This window comes from Maribacter sp. 4G9 (assembly GCF_002742265.1).
GTDB lineage: Bacteria > Bacteroidota > Bacteroidia > Flavobacteriales > Flavobacteriaceae > Maribacter.
This window is the reverse complement of sequence record NZ_MDGL01000168.1, coordinates 62,383-78,237: the sequence shown is the minus strand read 5'-3', so window position 1 is coordinate 78,237 and position 15,855 is coordinate 62,383. Positions and strand designations below refer to the sequence as shown.

The window sequence follows — 15,855 nt, the reverse complement described above, 5'->3', positions numbered from 1 at the left end:
GACCTATACGATGAAAGATATGCCGTGGAAAGGGCGAATGCATGGATGGACAGCTACCGTTCCCTGCTCAACAGGTTCGATACGACCACCGAAAGCTGGAAAGGATTCAACTATTTGGCATTCATTGCGATAGCGTTGAAAAAATTCAAGAAAAAGAAAAAAATAAAAGTTTAAACCACTTCATAATGAAATTGGGTTGTTCCAACTTTTTGTCGAAGCCGTTTTCAAAAGACGCCTTTGATGATGCTATTGCTGATATTTATCAGAAGGCATCCTCTACTAGGCCAACAAAAAAAGTTGTAAAGACCTTTGGTTGATATTTTGTACATTGTCAATCGATTGCATTAATATTATTTTGAAAAAAGACTGTGTGTTTGTTACTATCCCATAGCTTTGTCCCACTCTTAAAACCAATGTTATGAAGTTGACCGCAAAAAGTTTAAAGATCATCCTAGTCCTTGTGCTAATTGGTTTTGGTGTGGGTATCTATCTTCAGGATTTACAACACCGCAAGAGTACCCAGCATGCTTGGAAGGCCAATAGATATAATCTTTCAAGATTTGATAAAATCACTGTATACAATAAAAAAATGAATGCAGCCAATTGGCAGAAAATGAGGGATAGCATTCAAAATCAGTTGGATACCTTAATGATTTTGAGATTTCGCAGGGAAGTGGATAGTATAAATGATTTGAATGTTCAAGTGGAAAAGTCCCAAACAGCGGGTATGTTGGGTGGAATTTAGTGTTTTTGTTTATGTTTGGTCCATTATTTTTAAATGCCTGATGATAAATTGTTTATTTGAAATCTAACAACGTATTGCAAACAACAAAGATTGTTGTATATTTGCATCACTGAAAGAATAAAAGTATTCGTGAGGGGACAATTTGTCCCCTCTTTTATTACTTGGTTTTTTATGTTAAAGGAAAGAGTAAGGGAATTGTTAGAAAAGGGTTTGGAAGAAGATTCCACCCTCTTTTTGATTGACTTTACCGTTTCCCCCGATAATAAAATAAAGGTCGTAATTGACGGAGATCATGGGGTGACGGTCAACGACTGTATCAAGATAAGTAGGGCCATTGAGCATAATCTTGATAGGGAGGAACAGGACTTCTCGCTCGAAGTTGCCTCTGCTGGAGCAACTGCGCCGATGGTCATGCCCAGGCAATATAAAAAGAATATAGGAAGAAAATTGGAGGTTGAGACCTTTGGTTCATCTTATGAAGGCAAGCTTGTCCAGACCAACGATGAGTATATTGTATTGGAGTGGAAGGCTAGGGAGCCCAAACCTATTGGTAAGGGGAAAGTTACGGTTCAGAAAAGGGAGGAAATACCGTTTTCCGAAATAAAAAAAGCAAAAGTTATATTAAAATTTTAATTGTAATTACCAATGGAGAATATTGCGTTAATTGAATCTTTCTCGGAGTTTAAGGATGACAAGTTCATAGATCGGGTAACACTTATGGCAATTTTGGAGGATGTTTTTAGGAACGCCCTTAAAAAGAAATTTGGATCAGACGATAATTTTGATATTATCATTAATCCGGACAAGGGAGATTTGGAAATTTGGCGTAATCGGGTGGTAGTAGAAGATGGAGAAGTAGAGGACCCTAACGAGGAAATATCACTTTCCGAGGCACGAAAGATAGAACCCGATTTTGAAGTAGGCGAGGATGTGTCAGAAGAGGTTAAATTAATCGATCTTGGAAGACGTGCAATTTTGGCACTTCGCCAAAATTTGATTGCCAAGATTCACGAGCACGATAATACAACTATATATAAGCAGTTCAAGGATCTTGAAGGAGAAATATATACGGCAGAGGTTCATCATATTCGCCACAAAGCTGTTATTTTGTTGGATGATGAGGGCAATGAAATTATCCTTCCAAAGGATAGGCAAATACCTTCGGACTTTTTTAGGAAAGGGGATAATGTTAGGGGCATTATTGAAAGTGTGGAATTGAAAGGAGCTAAACCTACCATAATCATGTCCAGAAGTTCTCCCTTGTTCCTGGAGCAATTGTTCTTCCAGGAAATACCAGAGGTTTTTGATGGTTTGATCACAATTAAAAAAGCAGTCCGTATTCCTGGTGAAAAGGCCAAAGTAGCCGTGGATTCCTATGACGATAGGATTGATCCGGTTGGTGCCTGTGTAGGTATGAAGGGCTCTAGGATACATGGTATAGTCAGGGAATTGGGCAATGAGAATATAGACGTAATCAATTGGACCTCCAATCCCCAATTGTTGGTCACAAGGGCTTTGAGCCCGGCCAGGGTTTCCTCGGTCAAATTGGACGATGAAAAAATGACGGCTCAGGTATACTTAAAGCCAGAAGAGGTGTCCAAGGCTATAGGTAGGGGAGGTCATAATATCCGGTTGGCAGGTCAACTCACGGGGTATGAAATAGATGTTTTCAGGGAAGGTGTTGAGGAAGATGTGGAATTGACGGAATTCTCGGATGAAATTGATGGATGGATTATCGATGAGTTTAAGAAAATAGGATTGGATACCGCAAGGAGCGTATTGGATCAAGATGTGGACGATCTGGTAAAACGTACGGATCTTGAGGAGGAGACAATTATCGAAGTTGTGCGTATCCTAAAAGAAGAATTAGAAGATTAGCTATATATTAGCGAATAAATAAAAGAACGGGAATCAGTATTTATGGCAGACAATCCAAAAATAAGACTTAATAAAGTTCTTCGGGAGCTTAATATCTCCTTGGACAGAGCAGTAGATTACTTGAACAGCAAAGGGCATGATGTGGACGCTAGGCCGACCACAAAAATTTCCGATGAGGTGTATCAGGTACTACTGGACGAGTTCCAGACCGATAAGAGCAAAAAAGTTGCTTCTAAGGAGGTAGGGGAGGAAAAGCGAAAGGAAAAGGAAGCCATACGGATCCAGTTGGAGCAGGAACAAGAAGAGCGACGACTGGCCCGTGAAAAGAGGAATACGGCCCAGGAAGAGCAAAAATTGGTTGGAAAAGTTGAGCTTGCAGGTCTTAAGACGGTCGGTAAAATTGATTTGAACCCTAAGAAAAAGGAAGAGGTTCCAGAAGTTAAGGAAGAAGAAAAGCCTAAGGAAAAGGAGCAGCCTGTAGCGCCTGTTATACCGGTCCAACCTGAAGAGCCTAAAAAAGAGGATAAAACCCAAGCTGACCCTCCAGTTGCACAAAAAAGTAAAGAGGAGGCCCCACAGGACAAGTCGGATGCTCCGGAAACTTTGGAGACCCAATACAAGAAATTAACGGGTCCCAAAATTACGGGCGATAAAATAGATCTTTCCAAGTTTCAAAAACCCAAAAAGAAGAAAGAGGAGAAAAGCAATACAGAAAGTTCTGATAGAAAAAAACGAAGAAAGCGCATTGTAAGTAAAAATACTTCGGGACCAGGTCAATCCCCAAAAGCTGGCAACGCGAATGATCGTAAAGGAAACAGACGTTTTTCAGCACCAAAGGTGGAGCCTACAGAGGAAGATGTGCAAAAGCAGGTACGGGAGACCCTGGAGAAATTGCAGGGTAAAACCAAGAAAGGGAAAGGTGCCAAATATAGACGGGACAAAAGAGATCAACATCGTCAGCAGACTGAAAAAGATCTTGAACAACAAGAACTTGAAAGTAAAATCCTTAAGGTTACGGAATTCGTAACGGCAAGCGAGGTCGCCACGATGATGGATGTTTCCACTACCGAAATAATTTCGGCATGTATGTCGTTGGGCATTATGGTTACCATGAACCAGCGCTTGGATGCGGAAACCCTATCCATAGTGGCGGATGAGTTTGGTTATGAAGTGGAATTTGTAACAGCTGATATTGAGGAAAGTATTGTTGTCGAAGAGGATGCACCTGAAGATTTGGAGCCAAGGGCGCCCATTGTTACGGTGATGGGACATGTGGATCATGGTAAAACCTCTTTGTTGGATTATATTAGGGAAGAGAATGTAATTGCAGGTGAAAGCGGGGGCATTACCCAACACATTGGTGCTTATGCAGTAACCTTGGATAATGGTCAGAAGATTTCATTCCTGGATACCCCAGGTCACGAAGCGTTTACGGCGATGCGGGCCAGAGGTGCCCAAGTAACGGATATTGCGATTATTGTAATCGCCGCAGATGACGATATTATGCCGCAAACAAAGGAGGCGATCAGTCATGCACAGGCGGCCGGTGTTCCTATAGTGTTCGCCATAAATAAAGTGGACAAACCAACGGCCAATCCAGATAAAATCAAAGAAGGGCTTGCCCAGATGAACTTGTTGGTAGAAGATTGGGGAGGGAAAATCCAGTCCCATGACATATCTGCCAAGACCGGACAAGGTGTAAAGGAATTATTGGAAAAGGTGTTGTTGGAGGCTGAATTATTGGAGTTAAAGGCAAATCCCAACAAACTGGCATCCGGTACGGTTGTTGAAGCCTTTTTGGATAAAGGAAAGGGTTATGTGTCCACTATTTTGGTACAAGCTGGTTCTTTGAATATTGGGGATTATGTTTTGGCCGGAACAACGAGTGGAAAAGTAAAGGCCATGCAAGACGAGCGGGGTAAAAATGTTACCAAAGTGGGACCATCGCAACCCATATCCATATTAGGTCTGGACGGTGCTCCACAGGCAGGTGATAAGTTCCATGTATTGCAGGACGAACGGGAAGCCAAGCAAATTGCTGCTCGAAGGTCCCAATTACAACGTGAGCAATCGGTCAGGACGCAACGTCATATCACTTTGGATGAAATAGGCAGACGTATTGCCTTGGGCGAATTCAAGGAATTGAATATTATACTTAAAGGTGATGTGGACGGTTCTGTCGAGGCTTTGACGGATTCATTCCAGAAACTATCGACCGATGAAATCCAGGTGAACATCATTTACAAAGCGGTAGGACCTATAACGGAGTCCGATGTATTGTTGGCTTCTGCATCAGATGCTATTATCATAGGCTTTAATGTTCGGCCTATGGGCAATGCGAAGACCATTGCTGAAAATGAAGAGATTGATATCAGGATGTATTCCATCATTTACGATGCCATCAACGATCTTAAGGACGCAATGGAGGGTATGCTTTCTCCAGAAATGAAAGAGGAAATTACAGGTACGGCGGAAATAAGGGAGACTTTCAAAATTTCCAAAATAGGTACTATTGCCGGTTGTATGGTGACCAGTGGCAAAATTTATAGGAATTCCAATATCCGTCTAATTAGGGACGGTGTGGTAATCTACACTGGCGAACTGTCGTCCTTAAAGCGATTCAAGGATGACGTTAAGGAAGTTTCCAAAGGATATGATTGCGGACTTCAAATCAAGAACTACAATGATATCTATGTTGATGATATTGTAGAGGCATTCCAAGAAGTAGCTGTCAAAAAGAAGTTGAAATAACTATCTTTTTTGAACAATTCAATAAATAAAAAAATCGACCTTTTAGGTCGATTTTTTTGGTTTTAATAACATAGCATCGGGATATTTTTTTCGAACCTCATTGAATTTACGTTCGGCTTCCAATTTGGATTTGAACCTGCCTACCCTTATTCTGTATGTTGGGGAGTCAAAGTCAATTTGGGAAGGCAATTCAGGAAAGTCGATTTCCACATTGCTTTTGATTTCTTGGGCCTTTTCGTTATTGCTGACAAAACCTACCTGAATTCTGTAATAATCATTTTTGTCGAGCGACTTTTTATAGAGATCCAATAGCTGGGTTATTTGTGCATCCTGGTCTATGGAGATAGTACCTTCCTGGGCATTTGTCTTGGTTGCGAAAAAAATCAGAATCGCTATGTAAAAAAGTTTTTTCATTTAAAAAACGGGGGTTTTATTTCCTTCCACAAATGTAAATTTTTAAAGGATAAAGGGTTAGCAATTTCAGTTATTTAGAATAATTATAAATTATTAGTTATAAATACATTTACCTTTTACCAAATAAAGTCTATGTCGTATTTTTGTCATCGATTAAGGCATTTTTTACCGTTTGTCGTTAAAATACGGGCTAAAATCGTGCCAAGATTCCGATTGAAATATTCTATTTATGAAAAAGGTACCGTACCGCAATCAGTTTTCCAAAGTCTTTGTTTTCAGTTTAGTAGCTATCCTACTTTTTTCAGTTTCGTTGGTGGCACAAGATGTTGTTGCTGAGTCTGGTGATGCCGCTGCAACTAATGGTGATGCCGCTGCAGGTAAGGCTTTATTTAATCAGAATTGTGCAGCTTGTCACGCCTTGAACCGTAAAATGACGGGTCCTGCCTTGGCGAAAGTCGAAAGTCGTTTGTCGGAAGAAGAGGGGTTGGATAGGGAATGGTTATACGCCTGGATTAAAAACAGTCCTGGGATGATCAAGGCTGGGGATGCATATGCCGTTAAAATCTATAATGAGTACAATCAAGCGGCGATGACTGCCTTTCCAACGTTGACAAACGAGGATATAGACAACATTTTGGCATATACGGCCGCTCCACCGCCGGCACCTGCCACTCCGGCTGCCGGTGAAGTTTCGGCTGTAGGTGCTGGACAGTCTTCCGGAGGTATTTCCAATGAGATAATTTTGGGTGCATTGGCCGTTGTTTTTGCTCTTTTGGTGGTCATGTTGATATTGGTCAATAATACCTTGAGAAGAATAGCGGAAGCGAACGGAATTTCAATCGAAAAGGAACGGGCGGAAAAAAGAGTCCCAATTTGGAAAGCTTTCGCGCAAAATCAATTTCTAGTATTGGTGACCGTGATATTCCTATTGTTGGGAAGTGCATATTTCGCATACGGCTGGATGATGCAAATAGGGGTTGATCAAGGTTATGCCCCTATTCAACCTATACATTATTCACATAAAATACACGCAGGTGACAACAAAATCGAGTGTAAGTATTGTCACTCGTCTGTCCGTGTTTCCAAACACTCCGGTATACCTTCGTTGAATGTATGTATGAACTGTCATAAATCTATTTATGAGTATACGGGAGATCCTGAAGGTCCATCTCAAGAGGATTTGGCCAATGGGTATACCAATGAATTTTACACCAAGGAAATTAAGAAGTTGTATAAGGCCGTAGGTTGGGATGAAGAGAACCAAAAGTATACAGGTGAAAGTCAGCCCGTAGAATGGGTCCGTATCCATAACCTTCCAGATTTCGCCTATTTTAATCACTCACAACACGTTTCTGTAGCTGGTATTGAATGCCAAACGTGCCATGGCCCTGTGGAGGAGATGGAGATTATGTACCAATATTCTCCTTTAACCATGGGCTGGTGTATTAATTGCCACCGGGAGACCAACGTCAAGGTAGAAGGAAACGAGTACTATGAAAAAATTCATGCCGAACTTTCCAAGAAGTATGGTGTTGAGAATTTGACAGCTGCTCAAATGGGCGGTCTGGAATGTGGAAAGTGTCACTATTAAATAATAAATTAAAGAAGCTAATTACAGATATTACGTATGGCATCAAACAAAAAATATTGGAAAAGCGAAGCGGAGTTAAATCCTAACGATTCCATTGTTGAGGCGCTAAGACAGAACGAATTTGTAGAGCAGATTCCGGTTGATGATTTCTTGGGCGACAAAGATACTTTGTCCTCAACAAATACCAATCGTAGGGATTTTCTCAAATATGTTGGTTTTAGTACGGCTGCGGCTTCTTTGGCGGCATGTGAGGGTCCGGTAATCAAATCGATTCCTTATGTGGTACAGCCCGAGAATATTGTTCCCGGAGTGGCCAATTACTATGCCACTACCATAGCAAACGGTTTTGATTTTGCAAGCATCTTGATAAAGACCCGTGAAGGGCGTCCTATAAAAGTTGAGAATAATACGTTGGCCAAAGTAGGTGGTGCTTCGAATGCTAGAATTCAGGCTTCGGTATTGTCATTATACGATAGTACGCGATTGCAAGGGCCTATGTTTAATGGAGAGCCCGTAGAATGGGATGCTTTAAACGATGCTGTAAAAGCAAAGATGGAAAGCCTTAAAGGTTCTGCTAGGAAAATTGCATTGTTGACCCAGACCTATGCAAGCCCCTCTACCAATAGATTGATGGACGAGTTGAAGGCGGCAAACGAAAACGTGCACCATATAACTTATGATGCTATTTCCGAGGATGCGGCTTTAACTGCATTTGAAAATAGATACGGAGAGCGTGCTTTAGCGGATTATGATTTCGAAAAAGCTGGCCTGATTGTTTCTTTTGGTGCTGATTTTCTTTCTGATTGGCAAGGTGGGGGATTTGATGGAGGTTATTCAAGAGGGCGTGTGCCCAAGAATGGGAAAATGTCAAGACATGTGCAGTTAGAGGCTAATATGTCTTTGACCGGTGCCAATGCGGATAAAAGAGTTCCTTTAACGCCTACGGCACAAAAAATAGTACTTGCTAAATTATATGGCAAGTTGAACGGCACCTCTGTTGGGGGCAATACTTCTGAGTATGATGCAGTTGTTGATCAAGTAGCTGCAGAGATTAAGAAAGCGGGTGCTAATGCCGTTGTGGTTACCGGGCTTGATGATGTCAATGCGCAAGCCGTAGTACTGGCTATCAATGAAATGTTGGGCAGTAGGGCATTTGATCCCACTTCGCCAAGGTATACTAGGCAGGGGAATGTTAAGATGTTGGAGGCGTTGATTTCCGATATGAAGGCCGGTAGGGTTGGTGCCTTGATCATGGACGGGGTGAACCCAATGTATTCACTGCCAAATGCCGCCGACTTTAAGGAAGGTTTGGAGAAAACGGACCTTTCTGTTTTGTTTACTACCAATTGGAATGAAACTGCCGAGGTAGTCCAGTATGCCGCGGCCTCCAATCATTATTTAGAGTCTTGGGGGGATACCCAGATAAAAAAAGGGCATTACAGCTTAATGCAGCCCACTATAAAAGAGCTTTTCGATACGAAGCAATTTCAATCGGCCCTTTTGGGTTGGATGGGAAGCAATGCTTCTTACTATGATTATATAAAGGATACATGGACCTCCAGTATTCTAAATGGGGCAAGTTGGAACCAAGCTTTACAGGACGGTGTTTTTGAAGCACAGTCTACGACCGTGGATTTGGAAGTCGGGTCAGTTCCGGCACCTGTTTCTGAGGAAACTGAAATGGAATCTACAAGTGTTCCATTGGCCTCAGCAGTCAGAAGTTTGGCAAATGCGACCAGTGGTGGTATGGAATTGACCTTGTATTCCAAAGTAGGAATGGGAGATGGTCAACAGGCAAGTAATCCTTGGTTGCAAGAGTTTCCAGATCCAATCACAAGGGTTTCTTGGGACAACTATGTAACTATTTCAAAATCAGATGCGGAAACATTGGGTGTTGAAAATGTCAATGTTGCAAACGGAGGAATGGATGGTAACTATGTGAATTTAACCGTCAACGGTGTAACCATACAAAATGTACCTGTAGTTGTACAGCCAGGTCAGGCAAAAGGTTCTTTGGGACTATCTTTTGGATATGGTAAAACCGTAGGGATGAAGGAGGAGATGCAAACAGGTGTCAATGCTTTTAAATTATACGAAGGTTTTAATGCCAATCAAGTCGTAACGGTTGAAAAGGCTTCGGGTAATCATGAATTTGCTTGTGTCCAGCTTCATAAGACCTTGATGGGTAGAGGCGACATTATTAAAGAAACGACTTTAGAGATATTTAATACAAAGGACCATGCGGAATGGAATCATGTTCCCCAAGTTTCCTTGAACCACCAGGAGGTTCCGGCAACTTCTGTCGATTTGTGGGAAAGTTTTGATCGCTCTATTGGACATCATTTTAATATGTCCATCGATTTAAATGCATGTACAGGATGTGGGGCTTGTATCATTGCCTGCCATGCAGAAAATAATGTACCTGTTGTTGGTAAGGCCGAAGTAAGGAAATCCAGGGATATGCACTGGCTGCGTATCGATAGGTACTATTCTTCCGAAGAGACCTTTGAGCAAGACGACACTAAAAAAGAGGAGTTTGATGGCTTAAAGGGCGATAAGGGTTCCCTTAGCGGTTTTAGTGAGTTGGAAGACCCTTCCGAGAATCCACAAGTTGCCTTCCAGCCGGTAATGTGCCAGCACTGTAACCATGCGCCATGTGAAACGGTTTGCCCTGTAGGGGCTCCAGTACATGGAAGACAGGGTCAAAGTCAAATGATATACAACAGATGCGTGGGAACAAGATATTGCGCCAATAACTGTCCTTATAAAGTACGTCGGTTCAACTGGTTCTTGTACAATAACAATGACGAATTCGATTTTCATATGAACAACGATTTGGGTAAAATGGTATTGAACCCAGATGTAAACGTTCGTTCCAGAGGGGTAATCGAAAAATGTTCATTATGCATGCAAAAAACACAAAAAACTATTTTAGATGCCAAAAGAGATGGAAGGGTGATTGAGGATGGTGAGTTCCAAACGGCCTGTTCGTCTGCATGTAGCAACGGAGCCATTGTGTTTGGGGACATAAATGACGAAAAGAGTAAAGTGGCCGAACTTAAGGAGAGTGACCGTATGTACCATTTATTGGAGCATGTAGGAACAAAACCAAATGTATTCTACCATGTAAAGGTTAGAAATACCAACGAAGCGTAAACAATACTAGAAAGTAATTATAACAAAAGTCTATGGCGTCGCATTACGAAGCACCTATACGAAAACCCCTAGTAATTGGAGACAAAAGTTACCACGATGTAACCGTGGATATTGCCGCTCCTGTTGAAGGAAGAGCGAATAAGCATTGGTGGATAGTTTTCTCCATTGCCTTAGTGGCATTTCTCTGGGGAGTTGGTTGTATAATTTATACGATTTCTACCGGTATTGGGACTTGGGGTCTTAATAAAACCGTTAACTGGGCCTGGGATATTACCAACTTCGTTTGGTGGGTAGGTATAGGTCACGCAGGAACCTTGATTTCTGCGGTACTCTTATTGTTCCGTCAGAAATGGAGAATGGCGATAAACCGTTCTGCAGAGGCGATGACGATATTCTCGGTAATTCAAGCAGGTCTGTTTCCTATCATTCACATGGGCCGTCCTTGGTTGGCCTATTGGGTTCTTCCCATCCCGAACCAATTCGGTTCTTTGTGGGTAAACTTCAATTCGCCCTTGTTATGGGACGTATTTGCGATATCAACGTATTTGTCGGTGTCACTGGTATTCTGGTGGACAGGTTTGTTGCCTGATTTTGCCATGATCCGTGATAGGGCCGTTTTGCCTTTCCAGAAAAAGATATACAGTTTATTGAGTTTTGGATGGAGCGGTCGTGCAAAGGATTGGCAACGGTTCGAGGAAGTTTCCTTGGTGTTGGCTGGTTTGGCCACACCTTTGGTACTTTCAGTACATACCATTGTATCTTTTGACTTTGCCACTTCGGTAATACCCGGATGGCATACGACCATTTTTCCGCCCTATTTTGTTGCCGGGGCCGTTTTTTCCGGCTTCGCGATGGTAAATACCTTGCTCATTATTATGAGAAAGGTGTGTAGCTTGGAGGCTTACATTACCGTGCAGCATATCGAATTAATGAACATCGTCATCATGATTACGGGTTCAATTGTTGGTACTGCCTATATTACGGAATTGTTCATGGCATGGTACTCCGGTGTGGAATATGAGCAATACGCCTTTTTGAACAGGGCCACAGGCCCCTATTGGTGGGCTTATTGGACGATGATGACGTGTAACGTTTTCTCTCCGCAATTTATGTGGTTCAAAAAGCTTAGAACTAGTATCATGTTCTCCTTCTTTATCTCGATCGTCGTTAACATCGGGATGTGGTTTGAAAGATTTGTGATTATTGTAACCTCTTTGCATAGGGATTATTTGCCATCTTCTTGGACCATGTTCTCCCCTTCCTTTGTGGATGTCGGTATTTTTATTGGGACTATAGGATTCTTCTTTGTACTGTTCCTGTTATATTCCAGAACATTCCCTGTCATAGCACAGGCAGAGGTAAAATCTATTTTAAAATCCTCCGGGGAAAAGTACAAGAAATTAAGGGATGCAGGACAACCTCTATATCAATTAAGCACTACTAGGGTAGAAGTTAGGGAGCCTATTACCGATGATGTGGTTATGGGAGAGGTGGTTCCGGCCGCCGGGGATAAAATAGGCGTTTCAGATTTACTTAGTGCAGTTGGCACCTTTGACCCAGCAAAACAGAAGCCTGATAACTTGAAAAAAATTAAGGGTATTGGCCCGCAAATGGAGTCAACCCTGAACGAGATAGGAATCTACACGTTTGCCCAAGTTGCTAGGATGACCACAGTGGAATATGACTTGTTGGATTCCATTACAGGTTCTTTCCCGGGGAGGGCACAGCGTGATGATTGGGCAGGACAGGCAACAATTTTATTAAATAACAAAAGATAATTATGGCATCTAAAGTTATACATGCTTTTTACGACGATGATGATGTGCTGATGCTTGCCGTTAAGAAGGTGAAAGCAGCTAAACATCATATTGGGGAGGTATATTGTCCTTTTCCGGTCCATGGACTGGACAAAGCTATGGGACTAGCTCCAACACGTATTGCCATAACGTCTTTTATGTATGGATGCGTAGGGTTGATTGTTTCCATTGTTATGATGAACTATATGATGATCGAGGATTGGCCACAGGATATTGGTGGTAAGCCCAGCTTTAGTTATTTGGAAAACTGCCCCGCATTTGTGCCTATTATGTTTGAGCTGACCGTGTTTTTTGCAGCGCATTTAATGGTTATGACTTTTTACATGCGCAGTAGGCTATGGCCCTTTAAAAATGCGGAAAATCCAGATGCACGAACAACGGATGACCACTTTTTAATGGAAATTGAAATCCATAATAATGAGCAGGAATTAAAGGATTTATTAATGGGTACCGGAGCAGTTGAAATTAACATATCAGAAAAAAACAGTCATTAAATATGAACAGTTTTAAGAAAATAGGGATTATAACATGCTTGGCACTTGCTTTTGTAGCTTGCCAAGATGATAGTAAACCTAATTATCAATATATGCCGGACATGTATGAGCCGGTGGGGTATGAAACATATGGCGAGGCAGATTTTTTACCAAATCAGTCCGAGGCGTTGGTGCCACCGGCGAATACCATCAATAGAGGTTGGCTTCCTTATGGTTTTGAGAATACTCCTGAAGGAAAGGAATTGGCAAGACTAAATGCTAGCCCCTTAGATTCTATAGCTGTAGAAGAAAATTTGGCCAAAGGAAAGGAGATGTATGATATCTACTGCGCTATTTGTCATGGAGCAAATGGGAACGGCCAGGGAACCTTGGTGAAGAGAGAGAAGATATTAGGTGTGCCAAGCTATGATGATGTAGGACGTAACATTGCTGTAGGAACTACGTATCATACCCTACAATATGGTTTGAACTCTATGGGTTCCTACGCATCTCAGATGGATACTAAAGAAATGTGGCAGGTGTCCGAATATGTGATGAAACTGAAAGAAGATTTAACGAAATAATAGGAAGCGAAAGGTATGTATACATTCTCGAATAGACTTAAAATAGGATCCATTATCTTAATGGTGGTTGGTGTATTGGGTATTGGTTGGGGTTTTCTTGCTGCACCCGGTACCGTAGAAGAGGCAAAGGCAATGGTCGCCGCAAGTCACGATGATGCGCATGGCGAAGAAGCCGCTCATATGGATGACCAAGGACATGGGGCTGTTGCGGAACTCGGTGAGGAACATGGAACTTCGCACGATGAGCATTTGTTACATCAGTTGCAAAATAAGCCTTGGGCCGCTTTATATGTGGCAGCATTCTTTTTTATGATGATTGCCTTGGGTGTTCTGGCATTCTATGCCGTTCAAAGAGCCGCTCAGGCCGGATGGTCGCCGTTATTGTTTAGGGTCATGGAAGGGATTACCGCGTATTTAGTGCCCGGTGGTATTATCGTCTTTGTAATTTTGGTACTATCCGTATTACACATGAATCATTTATTTGTTTGGATGGACCCTGAAGTTGTGGCGCACGATGAATTATTAATTGGTAAATCTGGATATCTAGACCCTATATTTTTCTTAATTAGAGCGGTGATTTTCCTTGGTGGATGGATTGCTTACCGTGAGTACTCAAGAAAACTATCCCTAGAACAAGATGAATCGGACGATAATTCTAAGTTTAAATTAAATTTTAGGATATCGGCTGCATTTTTAGTTTTCTACTTGATTTCTGAATCTATCATGTCATGGGATTGGATTATGAGTGTTGACCCACATTGGTTTAGTACACTATTCGGTTGGTATATTTTTGCCAGTATGTTCGTATCTGGAATTACGGTCATTGCCATGGTAACTATTTATTTGAAATCCAAGGGATATTTACCCGATGTGAACGATAGTCATATCCATGATTTGGCAAAATTCATGTTCGGTATAAGTATCTTCTGGACGTATTTATGGTTTTCACAATTTATGTTGATATGGTATTCGAATATTCCTGAGGAAGTGACTTACTACGTCACAAGAATACAGGACTATAAATTACCTTTCTTCGGAATGGTGGCTATGAACTTTTTGTTTCCTGTTCTTTTATTAATGAACAGTGATTACAAACGAGTGAACTGGTTTGTGGTGATGTCTGGGATCGTGATTTTGGCGGGGCACTATATGGATATTTTTAATGCGATTATGCCTGCTACCGTTGGTGACCAATGGTATATTGGTATTCCTGAAATCGGAGCTATAATGTTTTTTGCCGGATTGTTCATTTTTTGGGTATTTAGGGCCTTAACAACAGTACCTTTGCAACCAAAGCGAAATCCCTTTATTGAAGAAAGTAGACACTTTCATTATTAGTGAGTTTTAAAGTATAATATCAATACATACAATGACTACATTATTGACTTTAGCTGTTTTAGTTCTCGTGGCGATTGCCATTTGGCAAATGACCAAAATATTTGAGTTATCACAGCTTAGAACAGATAATTCAGAGGTTGCCAATGACAAGGACAATAAGAACAATGGTTATCTTATGTTCGCGTTTCTTGTCTTTATTTATGGTATCACCATTTTTAGCTTTGCTAAGTATGGAAAAGTACTTTTGCCCGAGGCTGCTTCAGAACATGGATCTGATTATGATTTGTTGATGCTTATATCCATGGTAATTATCTTTATAGTTCAAATAATTACCCAGGCACTTTTACATTATTTTGCATTTAAGTATCGTGGTGAGAAGGGTAAGAGGGCATTGTTTTATGCCGATAATAACCGTTTGGAATTCATATGGACCATTATACCGGTTATTGTACTCGCTGGATTGATTCTTTACGGACTCTATACTTGGACGAACATTACGGATATAAACGATGATGACGATCCTTTGGTAATCGAGCTTTACGCCCAGCAATTTAACTGGACGGCAAGGTATGCCGGAGCGGACAATACACTTGGAAGCGCTAATGTTCGTATGATCGATATTGACAGGGCCAACGTTTTAGGCTTGGATGAATCCGATCCTTATGCAGGTGACGATGTAATTGTAAAGGAACTGCATTTGCCTGTGGGAAGGAAGGTAAATTTCAAAATGAGGTCCCAAGATGTACTTCATTCTGCCTATATGCCTCACTTTAGGGCACAAATGAACTGTGTGCCTGGGATGATTACAGAGTTTTCATTTACTCCGGTTTATACGACCGAAGAGATGCGTCAAAACCCCGATGTTGTGGAAAAGGTACAAAGGACCAATAAAATTAGGGCCGAGAAATCCGCAGAAACGGGCGAGGTAATTGATCCTTGGGAGTTTGATTATGTCTTGTTATGTAATAAAATTTGTGGTAAGTCGCACTATAACATGCAGATGAAGATCATTGTTGAATCTGAAGAGGACTACAATAAGTGGATGGCAAGCCAGCAGACGTTTAAAAGTACCATGATGGCAAGTGCCCAATAAGAAAAAAATTGTCTA

The 15,855-nt window shown here is 41.5% G+C and carries 12 protein-coding genes and 1 pseudogene; 12 read left to right on the top strand and 1 reads right to left on the bottom strand.

Features of this window, described 5'->3' with window-relative positions; genetic code table 11:
- The 5 genes and pseudogenes from BFP75_RS17575 to infB all read left to right on the top strand — a co-directional run.
- Positions 1–174 (top strand): annotated as a pseudogene (locus BFP75_RS17575) (IS5 family transposase); the annotation flags it as partial.
- A gap of 244 nt (positions 175–418) precedes the next feature.
- The gene (locus BFP75_RS17570) at positions 419–745 is read left to right on the top strand and encodes a hypothetical protein (protein ID WP_240531822.1); all 327 of its coding nucleotides are present in this window, start codon (positions 419–421) and stop codon (positions 743–745) included.
- Positions 746–916: 171 nt separating this feature from the next.
- Positions 917–1,378, top strand: a complete 462-nt coding sequence (gene rimP / locus BFP75_RS17565) for a ribosome assembly cofactor RimP (protein WP_099546647.1) — start codon at positions 917–919, stop codon at positions 1,376–1,378.
- Between the two features lie 12 nt (positions 1,379–1,390).
- Positions 1,391–2,623 (top strand): transcription termination factor NusA, encoded by a 1,233-nt coding sequence (gene nusA, locus BFP75_RS17560; RefSeq protein WP_099546646.1) that lies wholly within the window; start codon positions 1,391–1,393, stop codon positions 2,621–2,623.
- A 42-nt stretch (positions 2,624–2,665) separates the two neighbouring features.
- The gene (gene infB / locus BFP75_RS17555) at positions 2,666–5,374 is read left to right on the top strand and encodes a translation initiation factor IF-2 (protein ID WP_099546645.1); all 2,709 of its coding nucleotides are present in this window, start codon (positions 2,666–2,668) and stop codon (positions 5,372–5,374) included.
- 42 nt (positions 5,375–5,416) lie between these two features.
- Here infB and BFP75_RS17550 read toward each other — a convergent pair whose 3' ends face one another.
- On the bottom strand, positions 5,417–5,788 hold the full coding sequence (locus BFP75_RS17550) for an SPOR domain-containing protein (RefSeq protein WP_099546644.1): 372 nt from the start codon (positions 5,786–5,788) through the stop codon (positions 5,417–5,419).
- Positions 5,789–6,017: 229 nt separating this feature from the next.
- Here BFP75_RS17550 and BFP75_RS17545 point away from each other — a divergent pair, with 229 nt between their 5' ends.
- From BFP75_RS17545 to BFP75_RS17515, 7 genes are all read left to right on the top strand, one after another.
- Positions 6,018–7,379 (top strand): c-type cytochrome, encoded by a 1,362-nt coding sequence (locus BFP75_RS17545; RefSeq protein WP_099546643.1) that lies wholly within the window; start codon positions 6,018–6,020, stop codon positions 7,377–7,379.
- A 36-nt stretch (positions 7,380–7,415) separates the two neighbouring features.
- Positions 7,416–10,535, top strand: a complete 3,120-nt coding sequence (locus BFP75_RS17540) for a TAT-variant-translocated molybdopterin oxidoreductase (protein WP_099546642.1) — start codon at positions 7,416–7,418, stop codon at positions 10,533–10,535.
- A 32-nt stretch (positions 10,536–10,567) separates the two neighbouring features.
- A complete protein-coding gene (gene nrfD / locus BFP75_RS17535; RefSeq protein ID WP_099546641.1) occupies positions 10,568–12,313 on the top strand; it encodes an NrfD/PsrC family molybdoenzyme membrane anchor subunit in 1,746 nt (581 codons plus the stop codon).
- Positions 12,314–12,315: 2 nt separating this feature from the next.
- The gene (locus BFP75_RS17530) at positions 12,316–12,846 is read left to right on the top strand and encodes a DUF3341 domain-containing protein (protein ID WP_099546640.1); all 531 of its coding nucleotides are present in this window, start codon (positions 12,316–12,318) and stop codon (positions 12,844–12,846) included.
- Between the two features lie 92 nt (positions 12,847–12,938).
- Positions 12,939–13,409: a c-type cytochrome gene (locus BFP75_RS17525; RefSeq protein WP_099546655.1), complete on the top strand. Its 471-nt coding sequence runs from the start codon at positions 12,939–12,941 to the stop codon at positions 13,407–13,409.
- 15 nt (positions 13,410–13,424) lie between these two features.
- Complete coding sequence (locus BFP75_RS17520; protein ID WP_099546639.1) at positions 13,425–14,747, top strand: quinol:cytochrome C oxidoreductase; 1,323 nt, start codon at positions 13,425–13,427, stop codon at positions 14,745–14,747.
- Between the two features lie 31 nt (positions 14,748–14,778).
- Positions 14,779–15,840 (top strand): cytochrome c oxidase subunit II, encoded by a 1,062-nt coding sequence (locus tag BFP75_RS17515; protein WP_099546638.1) that lies wholly within the window; start codon positions 14,779–14,781, stop codon positions 15,838–15,840.
- Positions 15,841–15,855: the final 15 nt, after the last annotated feature.

Excerpts from the sequence above, each read along its gene's own strand:
- BFP75_RS17570 (WP_240531822.1), top strand. The coding sequence starts at position 419 with ATGAAGTTGACCGCAAAAAGTTTAAAGATCATCCTAGTCCTTGTGCTA.
- rimP (WP_099546647.1), top strand. The coding sequence starts at position 917 with ATGTTAAAGGAAAGAGTAAGGGAATTGTTAGAAAAGGGTTTGGAAGAA.
- nusA (WP_099546646.1), top strand. The coding sequence starts at position 1,391 with ATGGAGAATATTGCGTTAATTGAATCTTTCTCGGAGTTTAAGGATGAC.
- infB (WP_099546645.1), top strand. The coding sequence starts at position 2,666 with ATGGCAGACAATCCAAAAATAAGACTTAATAAAGTTCTTCGGGAGCTT.
- BFP75_RS17550 (WP_099546644.1), bottom strand. The coding sequence starts at position 5,788 with ATGAAAAAACTTTTTTACATAGCGATTCTGATTTTTTTCGCAACCAAG.
- BFP75_RS17545 (WP_099546643.1), top strand. The coding sequence starts at position 6,018 with ATGAAAAAGGTACCGTACCGCAATCAGTTTTCCAAAGTCTTTGTTTTC.
- BFP75_RS17540 (WP_099546642.1), top strand. The coding sequence starts at position 7,416 with ATGGCATCAAACAAAAAATATTGGAAAAGCGAAGCGGAGTTAAATCCT.
- nrfD (WP_099546641.1), top strand. The coding sequence starts at position 10,568 with ATGGCGTCGCATTACGAAGCACCTATACGAAAACCCCTAGTAATTGGA.
- BFP75_RS17530 (WP_099546640.1), top strand. The coding sequence starts at position 12,316 with ATGGCATCTAAAGTTATACATGCTTTTTACGACGATGATGATGTGCTG.
- BFP75_RS17525 (WP_099546655.1), top strand. The coding sequence starts at position 12,939 with ATGCCGGACATGTATGAGCCGGTGGGGTATGAAACATATGGCGAGGCA.
- BFP75_RS17520 (WP_099546639.1), top strand. The coding sequence starts at position 13,425 with ATGTATACATTCTCGAATAGACTTAAAATAGGATCCATTATCTTAATG.
- BFP75_RS17515 (WP_099546638.1), top strand. The coding sequence starts at position 14,779 with ATGACTACATTATTGACTTTAGCTGTTTTAGTTCTCGTGGCGATTGCC.